12 protein-coding genes are annotated in these 15,091 nt (G+C 66.7%); 10 read left to right on the top strand and 2 right to left on the bottom strand.

The features are described 5' to 3' along the window. The first annotated feature begins 3 nt into the window (after positions 1-3). The 7 genes from D3273_RS19165 (at position 4) to D3273_RS19195 (ending at position 7,710) form a co-directional block, all read left to right on the top strand. Positions 4-969, top strand: coding sequence for a PfkB family carbohydrate kinase (locus D3273_RS19165; protein ID WP_129228500.1), 966 nt, complete (start codon positions 4-6; stop codon positions 967-969). A gap of 280 nt (positions 970-1,249) precedes the next feature. Then, positions 1,250-2,506, top strand: a complete 1,257-nt coding sequence (locus D3273_RS19170; protein WP_129228501.1) for an ABC transporter substrate-binding protein — start codon at positions 1,250-1,252, stop codon at positions 2,504-2,506. Between the two features lie 91 nt (positions 2,507-2,597). Beyond that, positions 2,598-3,536: a carbohydrate ABC transporter permease gene (locus D3273_RS19175; RefSeq protein ID WP_165359568.1), complete on the top strand. Its 939-nt coding sequence runs from the start codon at positions 2,598-2,600 to the stop codon at positions 3,534-3,536. Positions 3,537-3,544: 8 nt separating this feature from the next. After that, entirely contained in the window at positions 3,545-4,387 is an 843-nt protein-coding gene (locus D3273_RS19180) for a carbohydrate ABC transporter permease (RefSeq protein WP_129228502.1), read from the top strand. 152 nt (positions 4,388-4,539) lie between these two features. After that, complete coding sequence (locus tag D3273_RS19185; protein WP_129228503.1) at positions 4,540-5,358, top strand: sugar phosphate isomerase/epimerase family protein; 819 nt, start codon at positions 4,540-4,542, stop codon at positions 5,356-5,358. A gap of 19 nt (positions 5,359-5,377) precedes the next feature. Further along, positions 5,378-6,538 carry a Gfo/Idh/MocA family protein gene (locus tag D3273_RS19190; protein WP_129228519.1) on the top strand — a complete coding sequence of 387 codons (1,161 nt, stop codon included), beginning with the start codon at positions 5,378-5,380 and terminating at the stop codon, positions 6,536-6,538. 443 nt (positions 6,539-6,981) lie between these two features. Further along, positions 6,982-7,710, top strand: a complete 729-nt coding sequence (locus D3273_RS19195) for an SDR family oxidoreductase (protein WP_129228504.1) — start codon at positions 6,982-6,984, stop codon at positions 7,708-7,710. Between the two features lie 311 nt (positions 7,711-8,021). On the opposite strand, the gene D3273_RS19200 is transcribed toward D3273_RS19195, so the two are convergent. Then, positions 8,022-8,339 carry a hypothetical protein gene (locus tag D3273_RS19200; RefSeq protein ID WP_129228505.1) on the bottom strand — a complete coding sequence of 106 codons (318 nt, stop codon included), beginning with the start codon at positions 8,337-8,339 and terminating at the stop codon, positions 8,022-8,024. Between the two features lie 1,127 nt (positions 8,340-9,466). Between D3273_RS19200 and D3273_RS19205 the strand changes: the two genes are divergently transcribed. Both D3273_RS19205 and D3273_RS19210 read left to right on the top strand, forming a co-directional pair. Beyond that, positions 9,467-11,581, top strand: a complete 2,115-nt coding sequence (locus D3273_RS19205; RefSeq protein WP_129228506.1) for an alpha-galactosidase — start codon at positions 9,467-9,469, stop codon at positions 11,579-11,581. Between the two features lie 259 nt (positions 11,582-11,840). Then, complete coding sequence (locus D3273_RS19210; protein WP_129228507.1) at positions 11,841-13,412, top strand: FGGY-family carbohydrate kinase; 1,572 nt, start codon at positions 11,841-11,843, stop codon at positions 13,410-13,412. Here D3273_RS19210 and D3273_RS19215 read toward each other — a convergent pair. Then, on the bottom strand, positions 13,397-14,170 hold the full coding sequence (locus tag D3273_RS19215; RefSeq protein ID WP_129228508.1) for an SDR family NAD(P)-dependent oxidoreductase: 774 nt from the start codon (positions 14,168-14,170) through the stop codon (positions 13,397-13,399). The two genes, D3273_RS19210 and D3273_RS19215, sit on opposite strands and share 16 nt — an antisense overlap. 366 nt (positions 14,171-14,536) lie before the next feature. Here D3273_RS19215 and D3273_RS19220 point away from each other — a divergent pair. After that, on the top strand, positions 14,537-15,091 hold a 555-nt coding region (locus D3273_RS19220), incomplete at its 3' end, for an MFS transporter (protein ID WP_245501279.1).

Here is a 15,091-nt window from a genome sequence, read left to right on the forward strand (position 1 = left end):
CGAGTGGCGCACGATCTGCAGATCCTCGGCTTTGGGGCCATCGCGGTCGACGACATCATCTACGTTGATCGCGGTCTGGACGCTGGAAAGGGCAAGGTCGTCCGCCGAGAGCAGGACCACGGCGGCAACGTCGCGACGGCGCTCGTCGCCGCGGCGAGGCTGGGCGGCCGAGCCGGCTTCATCGGTTGGTTGAGGAACCCCGACGACCGGGATCTCAGCGCCGCCGAACTGCGGCGGCACGGCGTCGACGTCGCCTTCGCGCCCTGCCGCCCGGATGCCTCGCCCATCCGCTCCACGATCATTGTCGACCAGGACGGCAACCGCTTCATCGCCTACGATGACGACGTGCCCCAAGGGACGTCGGATGCGATGCCCGACGCGACCCTCGCGTCCGCCCGGGTGCTCCTCGTCGACGGTTACGCTGTACACGCCCTCGACGTCGTCGCGCAGGCGCGCCGCCTCGGGCTGGCCGTCGTGGCCGACGTGGAATGGAGCACTGGTGCCGCCACAGACCGGCTTCTGAGCCTCGCGGATCATCTCGTGCTGCCCATGCGCTTCGCCGAGGAGGTCACGGGCGCCCCTGGCGTGCCCGCGATGCTCGACCACCTGTGGTCCGACAGCCGGGGCGCCGTCGTGCTGACCGACGGAGGGCGAGGCGCCTATGTCAGGCAGAAGGGCGACGATACGGACTGGCACATCCCCGCGCACGCCGTAAACACGGTGGACACGACCGGTGCAGGCGATTGTTTCCACGGTGCCTACGCGGTCTGCCTCGCAGCCTCGGCGGCGCCTCTCGAGGCCGCCCTTTTCGCGAGCACGGCGTCAGCTATCGCCGTGACAGGCCGCGGCGGCCGCAAGCCGCTGCCCGATCGGGCGCAATGCCTGGCTTTGATGGCCGGTCCGGACGCGCCGGTCCCGACACCGCTCCGGCGCGCCGTCGGGGCCGGAACGAGCGGCCATCCGCGGTGAGTGCACGGCCTTTCCGCTTGGCGCGTCGCCGGACTCGGAACGGGTATTTCGAACTCTTGCGAATGCGGAAGCCCCAAACGGGACATCGAAGGCTGGGCGTCTCGGCCATTCAGCCTTTTGTCCAAACTTAACAACGCGTTGCGAGTGCAAAAATTTAAAGCCTCACACCTTCGTTCTCCTTTCAGCGATTGCGGATTGACAGTCTTCAAACGGTTCAGCCTACTGCAATGAGCGTCCGACAGGATGCATCAAAGACAACAAAATTCGATAGGGAGAGACGATGTCAGCTCTGACGCAGCTTCGGGCCGCGGCGGCGGCCGCAGCGATGTGGGCTCTTTGCTCCGGCGTGGCCTTCGCCCAAACGACCATCGAGTTCATACAGTGGTGGGAACCCGAGATGCTGGCGGGATCGCTGCGCCGCATCATGGACGATTTCGAAAAAGCGAACCCCGACATCAAGGTGACGCTCGTGAGCGGCCCCTACGCCACGACGCATGACCAGATCGTGGTCGGCGCCGCGTCCGGCACGCTGAGCGACGTCGTGGGCCTTGACGGATCGTGGGTGAACGGGCTCGCCAAGCAGGGCGCCATCACGTCCCTCGACGCTCTGATGGACCAGACCCACTATGACCGCAGCCAGATCGCCGATATCGTGAAGGTCGACGGCCACGCCGTCATGCTTCCGTTGGCCACATTCGTCTACCCGCTGTTCGTCAACCTCGACATCGCCCACCAGGCGGGCGTCGACGCGGTCCCGACCGATCGGTCCGCCTTCGCAGCCGCGGCCAAGAAGATGACCGATGCGGGGAAGAACCAGTATGGCTGGGTCCTGCCCCTGTCGCTCCAAAACCCGGGCGGCATCCAGAACGATGTCATGTCGTGGGTCTGGGCGTCGGGGCAATCCATGTTGAAGGACGGCAAACCCGATCTGGAAACGCCGGCCATCACGGATACATTCACGTTCCTCAAATCGCTGCAGGCCGCTGGCGTCATCTCGCCCGGCATCTTCGCCAAGCGCGAACAGGAGAAGGTCGAGGAGTTCGCCAACGGACGGGTCGGCATGATGATCGACTCGCTGGCCCACATCAACCTGATCCGCCAGCGCAACCCGAACCTGAAGTTCGGCATCTCCGCCATCCCGGCCGTGGACGGCTTCACGAGCAAGCGCGGGCTCCCCTACGCGGCTTGGGGGATCGGCATCGCCGACGACAGCCAGCATAAGGCGGAAGCCTGGAAGCTCGTCCAATACCTGATGAGCCCGGAGGTGAACGGCAGGCTCGTGTCGCTGGCCAACGCCTTCCCGGGCAACAAGAACGCCAAGCCGGACTTTTCGAAAACGGACCCGTTGTTCGCCGAAGCCTTCAAGATCTATCAGACCGGCTATCTGGCCAACCAGTTTACGGGGCTGCCCGTCGCCGAAGACCTCATGCGCGAGATGACTATCGAACTGCAGAAGATGTTCGACGGCCGGCAAAGCGCGCAGGCCGCCGCGGCCAACACCCAGAAGCAGTGGCTGATGGATTTCTCGAAGAACTGATGACGAGCGCCCGCCGGCCTTCCCGAGCGGGCATCGAAGCGCCCCCGATGCCGTCGCGGACCGCGATCTGCGCAAGTGGACATCCCGAGCCATGACCAAGGTCCTCGATCCGTCGCTCCTCCCGCAGGCCAGCCTGTGGAGCCGCTCCTGGCTTTCCCATCGGCGCAAGCGGCAATGCGTGCCATGGCTCTACGTCGCTCCGGCAACACTGCTCTTCACAGCATTGATGTTGTTTCCGATGGTGACCGTGCTTCGCTATTCCCTCATGGATGGTGCCATCGCGAAAAAAGACAGCAGTTTTGTCGGAATCCGGAACTATCTCGAGGTCGTCGCCGATCCCATCTTCTGGCAGGCCGCCGCTCAAACACTCTATTTCACGGTGGTGAGTGTCATCTTCCATCTCGTCATCGGCCTCGCCTTCGCGCAGCTTTTGAACAGCGATCGCGTCGATCCAGCGATTCGAGGCGTGCTTCGCGTCCTGTTCATCCTGCCGTGGCTCTACACGGCCGTCATCATCGCCATCATCTGGCGCTTGCTCCTGGACCCGAACGGCGTCGTCAACAGCGTGTTGATGACGCTGCACATCATCGACTTCAAGGTCGAATGGTTCTCGTCTCCCGGCACGGCGCTGCAAGCCGTGACCTTCGCCAACATCTGGGCCGGCTACCCACTCTACATGGTCAGCCTTCTGGCGGCCCTGCAAGGCATTTCGAAAGAACTCTACGAGGCGGCCGAGCTCGACGGCGCGAACTCGATCCAAAGCTTCGTTCACATCACCGTGCCACAGCTCATGCCTGTGATCGTCAGCATCGCGCTGCTGGACTTCATCTGGACCCTGCAGGTCTTTCCGCTCGTGTGGATGACGACCGGGGGCGGCCCGATCCACGCCACCGAAATGCTGAGCACCTACACCTATAAGCTCGCCTTTTCTAGCTATAAGTTCTCCCTCGCTTCTGCCAGTGCGGTCCTGATCCTCGCGATGTCGATGAGCGTCACCCTGGTCTACATCAAATATCAGAAAGCGAGGTGAATACCGTGATGACCCGCGCACGACGGAAGAAGAAGCTCCCGACGATCCTGACCTACCTCGGCCTGCTGGCCGGGCTGGTCTTCGCGGGATTCCCGATCCTTTGGATGGTGTTCGCCTCGGTGAAATCAAATGCCGAGATCTTTGCGCTGCCACCCAGGCTTCTGCCAGAGCATTTCACACTGATGGCCTATGGATCGATCTTCAGCGACCCCACAAAGGTCCGCTTCTTCTTGAACAGCTACTTCGTTGCCGCCATGGTCACTTTGCTCACGGTTCTGGTCGCCATCGTCACGGCATACGGACTCAGTCGGTATACGTTTCGTTTCAAGAACGCACTGAGTGTCTTCATCATCAGCACGCAGACCGTTCCGCCGATCACTCTCATCATTCCCTATTTCGGCATGGTCGTGTCGATGAAGATCTTCAACACATATTACGCGCTGATTCTCACTTACCTGGTATTCACGCTTCCTTATGCCATTCTCCTGATGGTCGGCTACTTGAACACGATCCCGAGGGATCTCGACGAGGCCGTGAAGGTGGACGGGGGGTCCAGCTGGACGGCGCTCTGGCTGGTCATCGTGCCGCTCGCCGTGCCCGGCATCGTGGCGACGGCGGTGTATACCTTCCTGCTCGCCTGGAACGAATTCCTTTTCGCACTCACTCTGACGAAGTCGACAGAGATGAGGACCGTGCCGATCGGGATCGAACTCCTCATGGGCCAGCATGCCTTCGAGTGGAACGAGATGATGGCGATGAGCGTCCTCGGTTCGCTGCCTCTGCTCGTGCTCTACATGATCGCGCAGCGTTGGTTCCTGGCCGGGATGATGGCCGGCTCCGTGAAAGCTTAGAGTAAGTCGTGATCAGGTGGAGCCACCCGACCGTGGGAACACGCTCCATGGCATGGGTTCAGCGGCCCGGCCGTCGCCGCGCTACGCCAACGCTCCAGGCACGGACCGGTCCGCCGCACAAAGCTCGAAGATTCGTAGAAAGGTGACTCGTCATGACGATGGAATTCAAGGCCGGTTGCCAGACGTTCACCTGGGAGATGCTGGGCGCGTCTTGGACGGGCGGCGCGGACGACCTGCTGTCCGCCATCGCGGGGGCCGGCTATGCCGGCATCGAGATCACCGACACGATGATCGGCCGCTACGGGGATCGACCGGACGAGTTCCGAAAGGCCCTCGACGCCCATGGCCTGACGCTCGTGTCCTATGCCTGCGGCAGCGAGAGCGGCTTCACGGAGCCCGACGCACTCGCCGCCGACCTCGCCATGGCTGAAGGCGCGATCAGGTTCGCAGGGGCCTTCCCGGGAGCGCTCGTCTCGTTCGGCAGTGCTACGGTCATGAGCGGGGGGCCGCGCAGAGGCAAGTTCGAAGCCGCCGCCCGGTTCTACAACGAAGCGGCGGCGCGGGGCGAGCGGGCCGGCGTGTCCGTCGCGGTGCATCCGTCCTCTCATCACGACACGCTCCTGTTCACGCGCGAGGACTATGACACGCTGTTCGGAATGCTTGACCCCTTGGCCGTGGGCTGGGTGCCGGACACGGGCCACATCATCCGCGGCGGCCAGAATATCTTGGACACCCTCCGGCACCATCGGGACCGCATCCGCTACCTGCACCTGAAGGATGTCGATCGGGAAGGCCGATGGCAGATGCTGGGGAGCGGGGCCTGTGACGTCGCCACCGTCTTAGCGCTGGTCGCCGCCGCTCCACGGTTCAACGGATGGCTGGTCGTCGAGGAGGAGTCGGACGAGGCTGGACGCGACCCCGCTGCCGCCGTGGCCCGTAACCGACGGACTCTTGCGACCTTCGGGATTTGAGCAACATCAGGGAGTGGGCATGAGGATCACGGGTATCGGCGTCATCGGATGCGGGAGCATCTCACTGGCCTACATGCGCAATGCGGCGCTGTTCGGGAACATGCGGCTCGTGGCCTGCGCCGACGTGGTGCACGAGGCGGCGGAGCGCAGGGGGGCCGCGTTCGGCGTGCGGGCGCAGAGCGTGGACGCGCTGCTCGACAACGGCGACGTGGACCTCGTCCTCAACCTCACGGTCCCCGCCGCTCATGTGGAGGTGACGCTGTCGGCCCTGTCCGCCGGCAAGCACGTCTTCACCGAGAAGCCGCTCGCGACCTCGGCGGAGGACGGTCGGCGCCTTGTGGCAGAGGCCGCGGCGCGCGGATCGTTGCTCGGCTCGGCGCCGGACACGTTCCTCGGCGCGGCCGGCCGCCGCGCCCGACGTCTGATGGACGAGGGTGCGATCGGCCGCGTCGTCACGGGAACCGCCTTCATGATGGGTCGCGGGATGGAGCACTGGCACCCCAATCCGCAGTTCTACTACCAGCCAGGCGGCGGACCCGTCTTCGACATGGGGCCTTACTACCTGACCATGCTGGTCAACCTGCTCGGCCCGGTGGCCCGCGTGGTCGCGATGACGGGCACCGGAGAGCGCGAGCGGCTCATCACCGCGGACGGACCACTCAAGAACACGCACTTCGCGGTCGGCACGCCTACCACCGTCCTGTCGCTTCTGGAGTTTCGCGCCGGCGCGACGATCACCTTCGGCGCTTCCTGGGACGTGTTCCGTCATTCGAACCATCCCATCGAGTTGCACGGAACGAAAGGATCGCTCCGCCTCCCGGATCCCGACACGTTCGGCGGTCCCGTGTCGTTGTCCGATGGGGAGGCCGACTGGACGCACCTCGAAACGGAGCGCGACCTTTATGGCGCGCGGAATTGGCCGATCGCAGCGCCGGACCGTGCCAACTACCGCATGCTCGGCGTCGCCGACATGGTGGCCGCGATCGGAGCGGGCAGGTCTCCACGCGCGAGCGGCGACCTGGCGCTGCATGTGCTGGACGTCATGGAGGCGATCCTGCGGTCGGGTGAGAGCGGCTCCCCGGTGCGGGTCGCGAGTTCGGCCGCGCAGCCGGCGCGCCTGTCGGAGGAGGAAGCTGCGAACCTTCTCGCTCCCGGAGCTATGGCCCGGGTATCAGCGTGACGCTGCGCCTGGAGCCCGCTGCGGCTTCGGTCCGCGTAGGCGACGTCAGTGAACTGTCGGGAGCCGACGGGCCTTCAAACGACTCTCGGCGATCTCACGGTCCCGACTGCTTGGCCTTCGGGTCGATGGCGACGACGCGCCCATGCTGCACGCACTCGCCTCAATGGGGTTGGGCGCGAGCGTGCCGCGAACGACGACGCGGCGACCCCGAAGCGGCGCGCCAGAGCGCCGCTCCCGTCCCGTCCGGCGGCTCGGTGGTTCGTCGCCGCGCGGACGGGACGCGCCGACGCCGCGGTGGCCTGACGCCGGTCGCGCTGAACAAGGGCGTCTACGACGGTGCTTAAGGCCGGTTCGGGCAGTTCATCCGGACAGCAGCAAGCGAAGCGGCACGACGACGCCCTGGATGGGTCGCAGAACACGAAGCAGATCGAAGGAAAATCGTAATGTATGGATTGGACGGGAAGACGGTTCTGGTCACGGGCGCCAGCGGCGGGATTGGCGGCTCCACGGTCAAGCAACTCGTCGCTGCAGGCGCCAGAGTGATCGCCAGTGGCCGTTCGGCCGAGGCACTCGATGCGCTCGCGGCGACAACTGGCTGCCGGACCCTGCCCTTCGATCTCGAATCGGAGGACAGTGTCCGCGGGGCGGTAGAGGGCCTCGACCTTTACGGCGTCGTGAACTGCGGTGGATGGGGCGGCGAGATCGCGACGCCCATGGAGACGGACATCGCTGTCTTCGACAAGGTCGTGGCGATCAACGCACGTGGTGCGCTGCTGGTCACCAAATACGCGTCACAGTCCATGATCCGTCTGCAGAAGGGCGGCTCGATCGTCAACGTGTCGAGCCAAGCGTCGCTTGTGGCACTGCATGGCCACATTTCTTACGGCGCGTCGAAGGGTGCCCTCGATAGCATCACGCGTGTATCAGCGCTTGAACTCGGGAGATACGGCATCCGCGTGAACAGCGTGAACCCGACCGTCATTATGACGCCCATGTCGGCCTGGTACTGGGGTCGGCCAGAAATCGGGGAACCGGTTCTCAAGACGATGCCTCTCGGGCGCTGGGCGACCGAAGACGAGGTCGCGGCGCCCATCGTGTTCCTGCTTGGCGACGGCGCCAGTATGATCTCGGGCGTATCTTTGCCGATCGACGGCGGCTTCACGATCGCCTGAACGAGCGATCGGCAGGGCATTGTCCCTGATCAGCCGCTCTGCGTCCCCCGGAGGCTCTTGATCTCGCGAGAATGGAGCCATGACGAGGCGCCGCCCACGTTTCCCGAGGTCCGCGAGCGGGCGGTCATGATCGTGCGGGAGCACCGGCGCGAGAACAGCCCGAAGTTGGAATGGGCAGCCTGTGTGTCGGATCAACGCGAGCCGCAGGCTTGCGGTCATGATGCACGCTGACCGTCTCGGGCGGAAGGTCCGCTGCTGGCGGGACCCAGTTCGGGCAGGCGATCGGGCGATGGTCGACCACCGTGTCGCGCTCACCAGCGATGGCGCTGCTGTGGCCATCGTGTCCGGGCTGGACGCCATCGGTGCGGCCTGGACGATGCACGCCCCGACTTGGCCGAGCGCTGCAGCTTCGACACCGGCTCGATCGGTTCCTGCTTGCTCAGGCGATCGAGGTCGTTGCGGCTGATGCCACTGGGGAAATCGGCTCTCATCAGGTTGTTCTTCTGATGATTGCAAATCAGCCGACGATGCTCGGCACCGGTCGCGTCATGCAACCCCGTGGATAATGCTGTTCGCGGCAGAGCGGTGAGCCCGATCCGGGCGCTCAGGTGCTTGAGATTCATCACCATGGTGCCGATCCTAGCCGCTGTGTCGACCGTGGCTCAATACCGTTGCGATCTCACATCCGCTCGCAACAATTGTGGCTCCAAAACCGATCGTTCTGCTGTCCACCCGCTTACGTCGTGCCGAACTGAGCCTGCGCTTCCATCGGACGCTCCGAACGTCCGCTCAGGGTCAGGATCTAAACCTGAGCGCGGATACGACAAGGTCCTTTCCCTGCGCAGGTCGGCGCGACCGACAAGTCGCGAACCATAGTCTCTAGCCGTCCCCCAACCTGTCTCCGGGCAGGGAGGCCGTTGGACCGGTGGAAGGGCTCGAGCGGCCTGGGCGGAGAAGTCCGCGGTGTACAGAGGTCACCAAGGCTTTGAAGGAGACCGGTCGACCCTGCGCCATCTGCAGAGCACCAGTTACACCTGCTTCTCTTGGGTAAAGACCTAAGGATTCAGGCCTAAGAACTATGTTGGTGGGCCACGCAGTCAGATCCAACCTTGTCTCTGAAGGTGGGCATTCCCTGTTACGAGGGAAACAGCAGGGAAAATGCTCCGACACAGCCATCTCAAGCACGAACTCGCCATCAAATCCTTAGCGGCAGTAGTAGGTTGCGATGTTTTTCCCTGCTCTGACGATAAGGGAAATTGTGTGATCTATCAGGGAACCACTTCCTCAGAACAGGGAGCGATCGTGGGTGTTCAGCCAATCCACCTTGCGGGAGCCATCGACTTTTAAATTCCGGTTGAGAGGCCGCTGTCGAGCCATCCCGGGCATAGCGTAGGACAATGGCTTCGCTTGCACGCGGCTGTTCACCCCCGGAATCAGACTGCATCGAAGGGTGGCTCGACATCCGAAGACTCTCCCGACAGCAACTCGCTGCCCGATCGGTCCGCCCGAGCCTCCCGGCTGGCCACTTCGAGCGACACGCTGCAGACCTCAGGCGACCTGCCAGTGAGGGGAGTGGCGCCCGCTCGCTGATGTGGCGCAGGGCTCCACGTCGATGATCCGGGTGTCGCCGAGCCGTTCGGTCTGCCGCATACGCGGTCCCGCGTCGATGTGCCGGATCGATTTCGTCTGCCGGTCCGACATTCCGATGGGGCGTGTGGCTGCGCGCGACCTTCGACATCCTTGGGGTTCACCGAACATGACATACGTGATTGCGATCCGCGCCGGCGGCCAGACGCTGGCGTTGGGTCTCCCCGAGCGCGGCATGCCAATTGTCCTCGGCCTGTTCCAGGGCGGAGATGTGGAGCTGTCGGCCGGCCTGCCAAGCCTCGCCCAGCCGCCACTGTGCCACAACGGCGTCGAAGGCGCCCCACCCGAGGCAACGTTGCTGCCCACCGGCGCCTTCGGCTTCTTCGCCTGGCCGGCACTCGCCGGCCACCGCGACGGGCGTGACTGGACGCTGCTTTTCGCGGACTGGAGCGCCGAGGAGCGCCCCGGCGCGGCGGTGCTGCGTGCGGTGGACAGTGCTGCGAGCCTTGAGATTGCGCTCTATGTCGCTGGCACAGCCTCTGGCGTATGGACGGTGCGCTCAGAGGTGACGAACCTCGCCCGCACGCCCTTCTCGCTCGACCGCTGCATGGCGGGCACGATGGCCGTGCCGCGCGTGGCCGACTGCCTCGTCGTTCACGACGGCGGGTGGGGCCGCGAGTTCTACGCCGTCGAGGAGCGGCTCGGAGTCGGTACTTGGTTGCGCGAGAGCCGCCGCGGTCGCACCTCGCACGACCGCTCGCCGACGTTGTTCCTGCGGCAGGAGGACGGCCCGGCCTGGGGCTTCCACCTGGGCTGGAGCGGCAACCACGTCCTCTGCATCGACCCGCTGCAGGACGGTCGTCGGCTCATTCACGCCGGCGAACTGTTCGAACCGGGCGAGATGCGTCTCGAGCCTGGCGACGCCTACGCGAGCCCGACCCTGCATTGGGCGCGGGCACCTGACCTTGCCGCCGTCGCGGCCGCGTTCCGGGCGCATGTGCGCGCCGACGTGCTGTCCTGGTCGGGCGGGGCGATGCGGCCGCGGCCCGTGACGCTGAACACCTGGGAGGGCAACCACTTCCACCACGACCAGGGCGACCTCATCCGCCAGGCGGAGGCGGCGGCAGCGCTCGGCGTCGAACGCTTCGTGCTCGATGACGGGTGGTTCGGGCGCCGCGACGACGTCACCTCCTCGCTCGGCGACTGGACGGTCGACCGCCGCAAGTACCCGGACGGGCTCGGGCCGCTTGTCGAGCGCGTGACCGCGCTCGGCATGGAGTTCGGCCTGTGGTTCGAACCCGAGATGGCCGACCCCGACAGCGACCTGCTGCGCGCTCACCCAGATTGGGCGCTTCAGGTCGAGGGGCGGCCGGTGCCGCTGTCGCGCCACCAGCTCGTGCTCGACCTGACCCGACCCGACGCGGCCGACCACGTTTTTGAGCAGATGGACGCGGTACTCTCCGCCCACTCGGTGCGCTGCATAAAGTGGGACATGAACCGCGACTTGGCGGCGGCTGCGGGCGAGGATGGGCGCGCCGCGGCCGCGCGCCAAACCCGTGCTGCCTACGCGCTGATGGACCGGGTCCGCGCTGCCCATCCGGGGATCGAAATCGAGAGCTGCGCCTCGGGCGGGGGCCGGGTCGACTACGGCGTGCTGTCGCGTGCTCATCGCGTGTGGCTGTCGGACTGCACCGATGCCCTCGACCGCCTCGCCATCCAGTCCGGCGCAGCCCTGTTCCTGCCGCCCGAGGTGGTGGGCTGCCACGTATCGGCCTCGCCAAACCACGCTACCGGACGGCGCCATTCCCTCGCATTCCGTGCCGTCGTGGCCATAGACGGACATTTCGGCATCGAGCTGAACCCGCTGGAACTTTCTGGCGACGAGCACGAGGAACTCAAAAGTTGGATCGCGCTCCACAAGAGTTTGCGCCCGCTGTTTCACGGGGGCGGAGGGCTGTTCCGGCACCCGATCGCCGATGGGCGTCATGTCCATGGCGCGGTCGGCGAGACCCGGGCCGCCGTGGTCGTGGCGCAGGCCGGGCAGATGATGCGCCAGGGGCCGGACAACGTGCGGGTGCCCGGCCTGCCGCGTGGCCTCTGGCGCGTGGCCGCCGTGCATCCGGCCGAGCCGGCCTTCACACGCTCTACTCGGGCGCGCGACGCCGTGCTGCGCGGCGAGGTGGCCTTTGCGGCTGATGAACTCGCGACGGTCGGCATCCCCCTACCGCCGCTCAGGCCCGAATCAGCTTTGGTCATGGAATTGGCCATCGAGCCGGCTGCGTGACTGATCGTCTGCTCAGACGTCGTGGCCGCGCGACAGCAGCTGTTCCGCTGTCGACCCATCCCAGGCGTAGTGGCTCTTTTTCGGCGATTCCAGAAGCCGCCGTTGGAGCTCGTGTCAGGCAGAACGCAGATAACAGAAGTTATCGGCCGAATTGAGTGCTTGTTTGCAGCCCCGGCCGTCGGCGGATGGAGCTGGCCCGTCGGGATGCTGCAACCTGAGGCGCTCGAACCGATAGAACGAGCATCGGAGGACGATCATCGTGGGTGAAAGCCACCTCATCGGGCTCGACTACGGCAGCGAGTCGGCCCGGGGCGTCCTCATCGCTGTCCGCAGCGGAGCCGTGGTGGCGACCCACACTTACACCTACACCCATGGCGTCATGTCCTCCGCCGTGCCGGACGGGACCACGATGCCGTCGGGTTGGGCCCTGCAGGACGCATCCGACTACGAGGAGGCCGCGGCGGCGATCCTCGGCGCGCTGGGACGCGGCCGCACCGTGCGCGGCATCGGGCTCGGTGTCACCGCCAGCTCGCCCCTGCCGGCGATGGGGGACGGCACGCCGCTGTCGCGCCCGCATCCCGGCATGCCGCACGCCTACGTCAAGCTGTGGAAGCACGCGGCCGCGCAGGTGCAGGCGGATCGGATCAGCGCGCGCGGGGGCGACCACCTGGCCGACGTCGGCGGTCGCCTGTCCGCCAACAGCCTGCTCGCCAAGGCGGCTGAGATGGCAGAGGAGGCGCCCATCCTCTGGGCGGAGGCGGAGCGCTTCATCGAGGCGGGCGACTGGCTGGCATGGCGCCTCACCAGCCGCGAAACGCGCAGCGCCGCTTTCGCGGCCTACAAGGCTGGTTGGCGGGCCGGTTTCGGCTATCCGGCCGACATCGTTCCGGGACTGGATGCGAAACTCGGCGAGGTCCACCCCGTCGGCACGGCGGCGGGCGCGCTGACGCCGGCGTGGCGCGAGCGCACCGGCATCGGCGGCGAAGCCGTCGTGGCCGTGCCGGTCATCGACTCGCACACCGTCGTGCCCGCCACGGGCGCGGTCGAGGGCGGCACGCTGGTGGCCGCGCTCGGCACCTCGGCGGTCTACCTGCTGCTCGACGACGTCGGGCGCCCGCTGCCGACGGGCATCGAGGGGAGGACGCTCGGGGGCGTCGTCCCCGGCCTGTGGTGCCACGAGGCCGGGCAGGCCGCCTTCGGCGACGTGCTCGGCTGGTTCGTGCGCGCCTTTCCGCGCGGGGCCGGCGTCGAGGACAGCTTCGCCAACTACGACGCGGCGGCAGCAGCCCTGGCGCCCGGCGAGGCCGGCGTGGTCGCGCTCGACTGGTGGAACGGCAACCGCGTGCCGCACGGCGACGCGCGCCTGAGCGGCCTCCTCGCCGGCATGACGCTCCGGACGACAGCCGTCGACCTCTACCGGGCCCTGCTGGAGTCGCTGTGTTTCGGCGCCCGCGCGGTCGTCGACCGCTTCACCGACGGTGGGTTGCCGGTCGAGCGCGTGGTGATGACGAGCGGGCTGTCCCTCGCCAGCCCGCTGCTCATGCAGATCATGGCCGACGTGCTCGGCCGCGACGTCGCCGTGCCCCGTCGGGCGCAGCTCACAGCCGTCGGGGGCGCGATCCACGCGGCCGTGAGTTGCGGCGTCGCGCGGGATTACGGCGAGGCGGCGCGCCGCTTTGGGGCGTGGAACACGATCCTGTATCGGCCGGACCCGGCAGCGGGGGCGCGCTACGACACGCTGTACCGCGCCTACCGGACGCTCGGCGACGCCCCCGCGACGCGAGACGCCATGCATGTGCTTCGCGCCGCGACGGCTCACCAGATCGTGTAGCCGCAGTCGACGGTCAGCACGGTTCCGGTCACGGCGCTCGCGGCGTCGCTCGCCAGGAACAGCACCGCCGAGGCGATCTCGTCGCCCCGCGCCGGACGCCGCATCGGCGTGTTCTCCATCCATACCGGGTAGAGGCCGGGGGCGCCGAAGCTGTGCGCCGACATCGGCGTGTCGACGTAGGTGGGCGCCACCGCGTTGACCCGCACGCCCCGCGCCGCCCACTCGCCCGCGAGCGAGCGCGTCATGTGGTGCACTGCCGCCTTCGAGGCGTTGTAATGGGCCTGCCGCTGCGGCTTGCTGGAGATCAGCCCTGACATCGACCCCATGGTGACGATGGCGCCGCGACCGCGACCCAGCATGGCCCGGCCGAAGGCGCGGCAGCACCAGAAGGAGCCGTGCAGGTTGACGTCGATGACGTGCAGCCACGCCTCGTCCGGCATGTCCTCTGCGCCGCGGTCGGGCAGCGCGATGCCGGCGTTGGCGACGAGGATGTCGACGGCGCCGTGGCGTGCGTCGCCCTCGGCCGCGGCCCGCTCGACCTCGTCCGACCGCGTGACGTCGAGCAGGACGGTTTCGGCGTCGTGGCCCTTGGCGGCCAGGGCGGCCCGGCCCTGCTCCAGCAGCGCGGAGTCACGGTCCGCGATGATCACCCGCGCGCCGGCCTCGGCGAGCGCTTCCGCCGAGGCGAGGCCGATGCCGCGCCCCCCGCCGGTGATGAAGGCCACGCGGCCCGTCAGGTCGTTCTTCTCGCGATACATGCGCGTTTCCTCCCGATCCCTGCCGCGGCCGGAGCCGATGGTCGGCACCGTTCTGCCGTCCGGACCCCGTCCAACGTTCGGAGACGCGCCGAGATCGGCCGCCGCCGGGCAGGCACGCAGAAGACCGTCGGCAGGACGATTGCGGTCCCCGGAACCGACCGCTAGAATCTGTCAGGCTTCAACTGAAGCGGAGCTTCGATTGAAGCCGTTGAACAGCCCCGCTTTTTCCAGGCTGGCGTGTGTCAGCAGCAGCATGACACACGCTAGATCGCCCGCAGGAGTGTCCCCGAAAAGCCTGCGCCCGAGGACGATTTCGCGACCCGGCGCGATCCTCGCCTGCGCGTCCTCATCCCGATGGTGGTCGCCGTGGCGTTCCTGATGGAACAGCTCGACTCGACGATCATCACGACGGCCATCCCCGACATGGCGGCGAGCCTGCACGCGACCCCCGTGCAGATGAACCTGGCGGTGACCACCTACGTCCTGGCCCTGGCGATCTTCATCCCGGTCAGCGGCTGGTTCGCCGACCGCTTCGGCTCGCGCCGGATCTTCGTCGCCGCGCTGGTGGTGTTCACCCTCGGCTCGGTCGCCTGCGGGGCGGCGCAGACCTTCCCGATGCTGGTCGCGACGCGGGCGGTCCAGGGCCTCGGCGGCGCCATGATGACCCCGGTCGGGCGTCTGATCCTGCTGCGCAGCTTCCCACGCCGCGACCTCGTGAAGGCCATGACCTACACCACCCTTCCGGCCATCCTGGGGCCGGTCGCCGGTCCGCTGTTCGGCGGCGTCATCACCACCTACGCGTCCTGGCGGTGGATCTTCTTTGTCAATATCCCGTTCGGGCTCGTCGGCATCCTGCTGGCGCTCCGCTTCGTCGAGGACACCCGTGCCGACGCGAGGACGCCGTTCGACGTGCCGGGCTTC

The organism is Lichenibacterium minor (genome assembly GCF_004137685.1).
GTDB classification, from domain to species: domain Bacteria; phylum Pseudomonadota; class Alphaproteobacteria; order Rhizobiales; family Beijerinckiaceae; genus Lichenihabitans; species Lichenihabitans minor.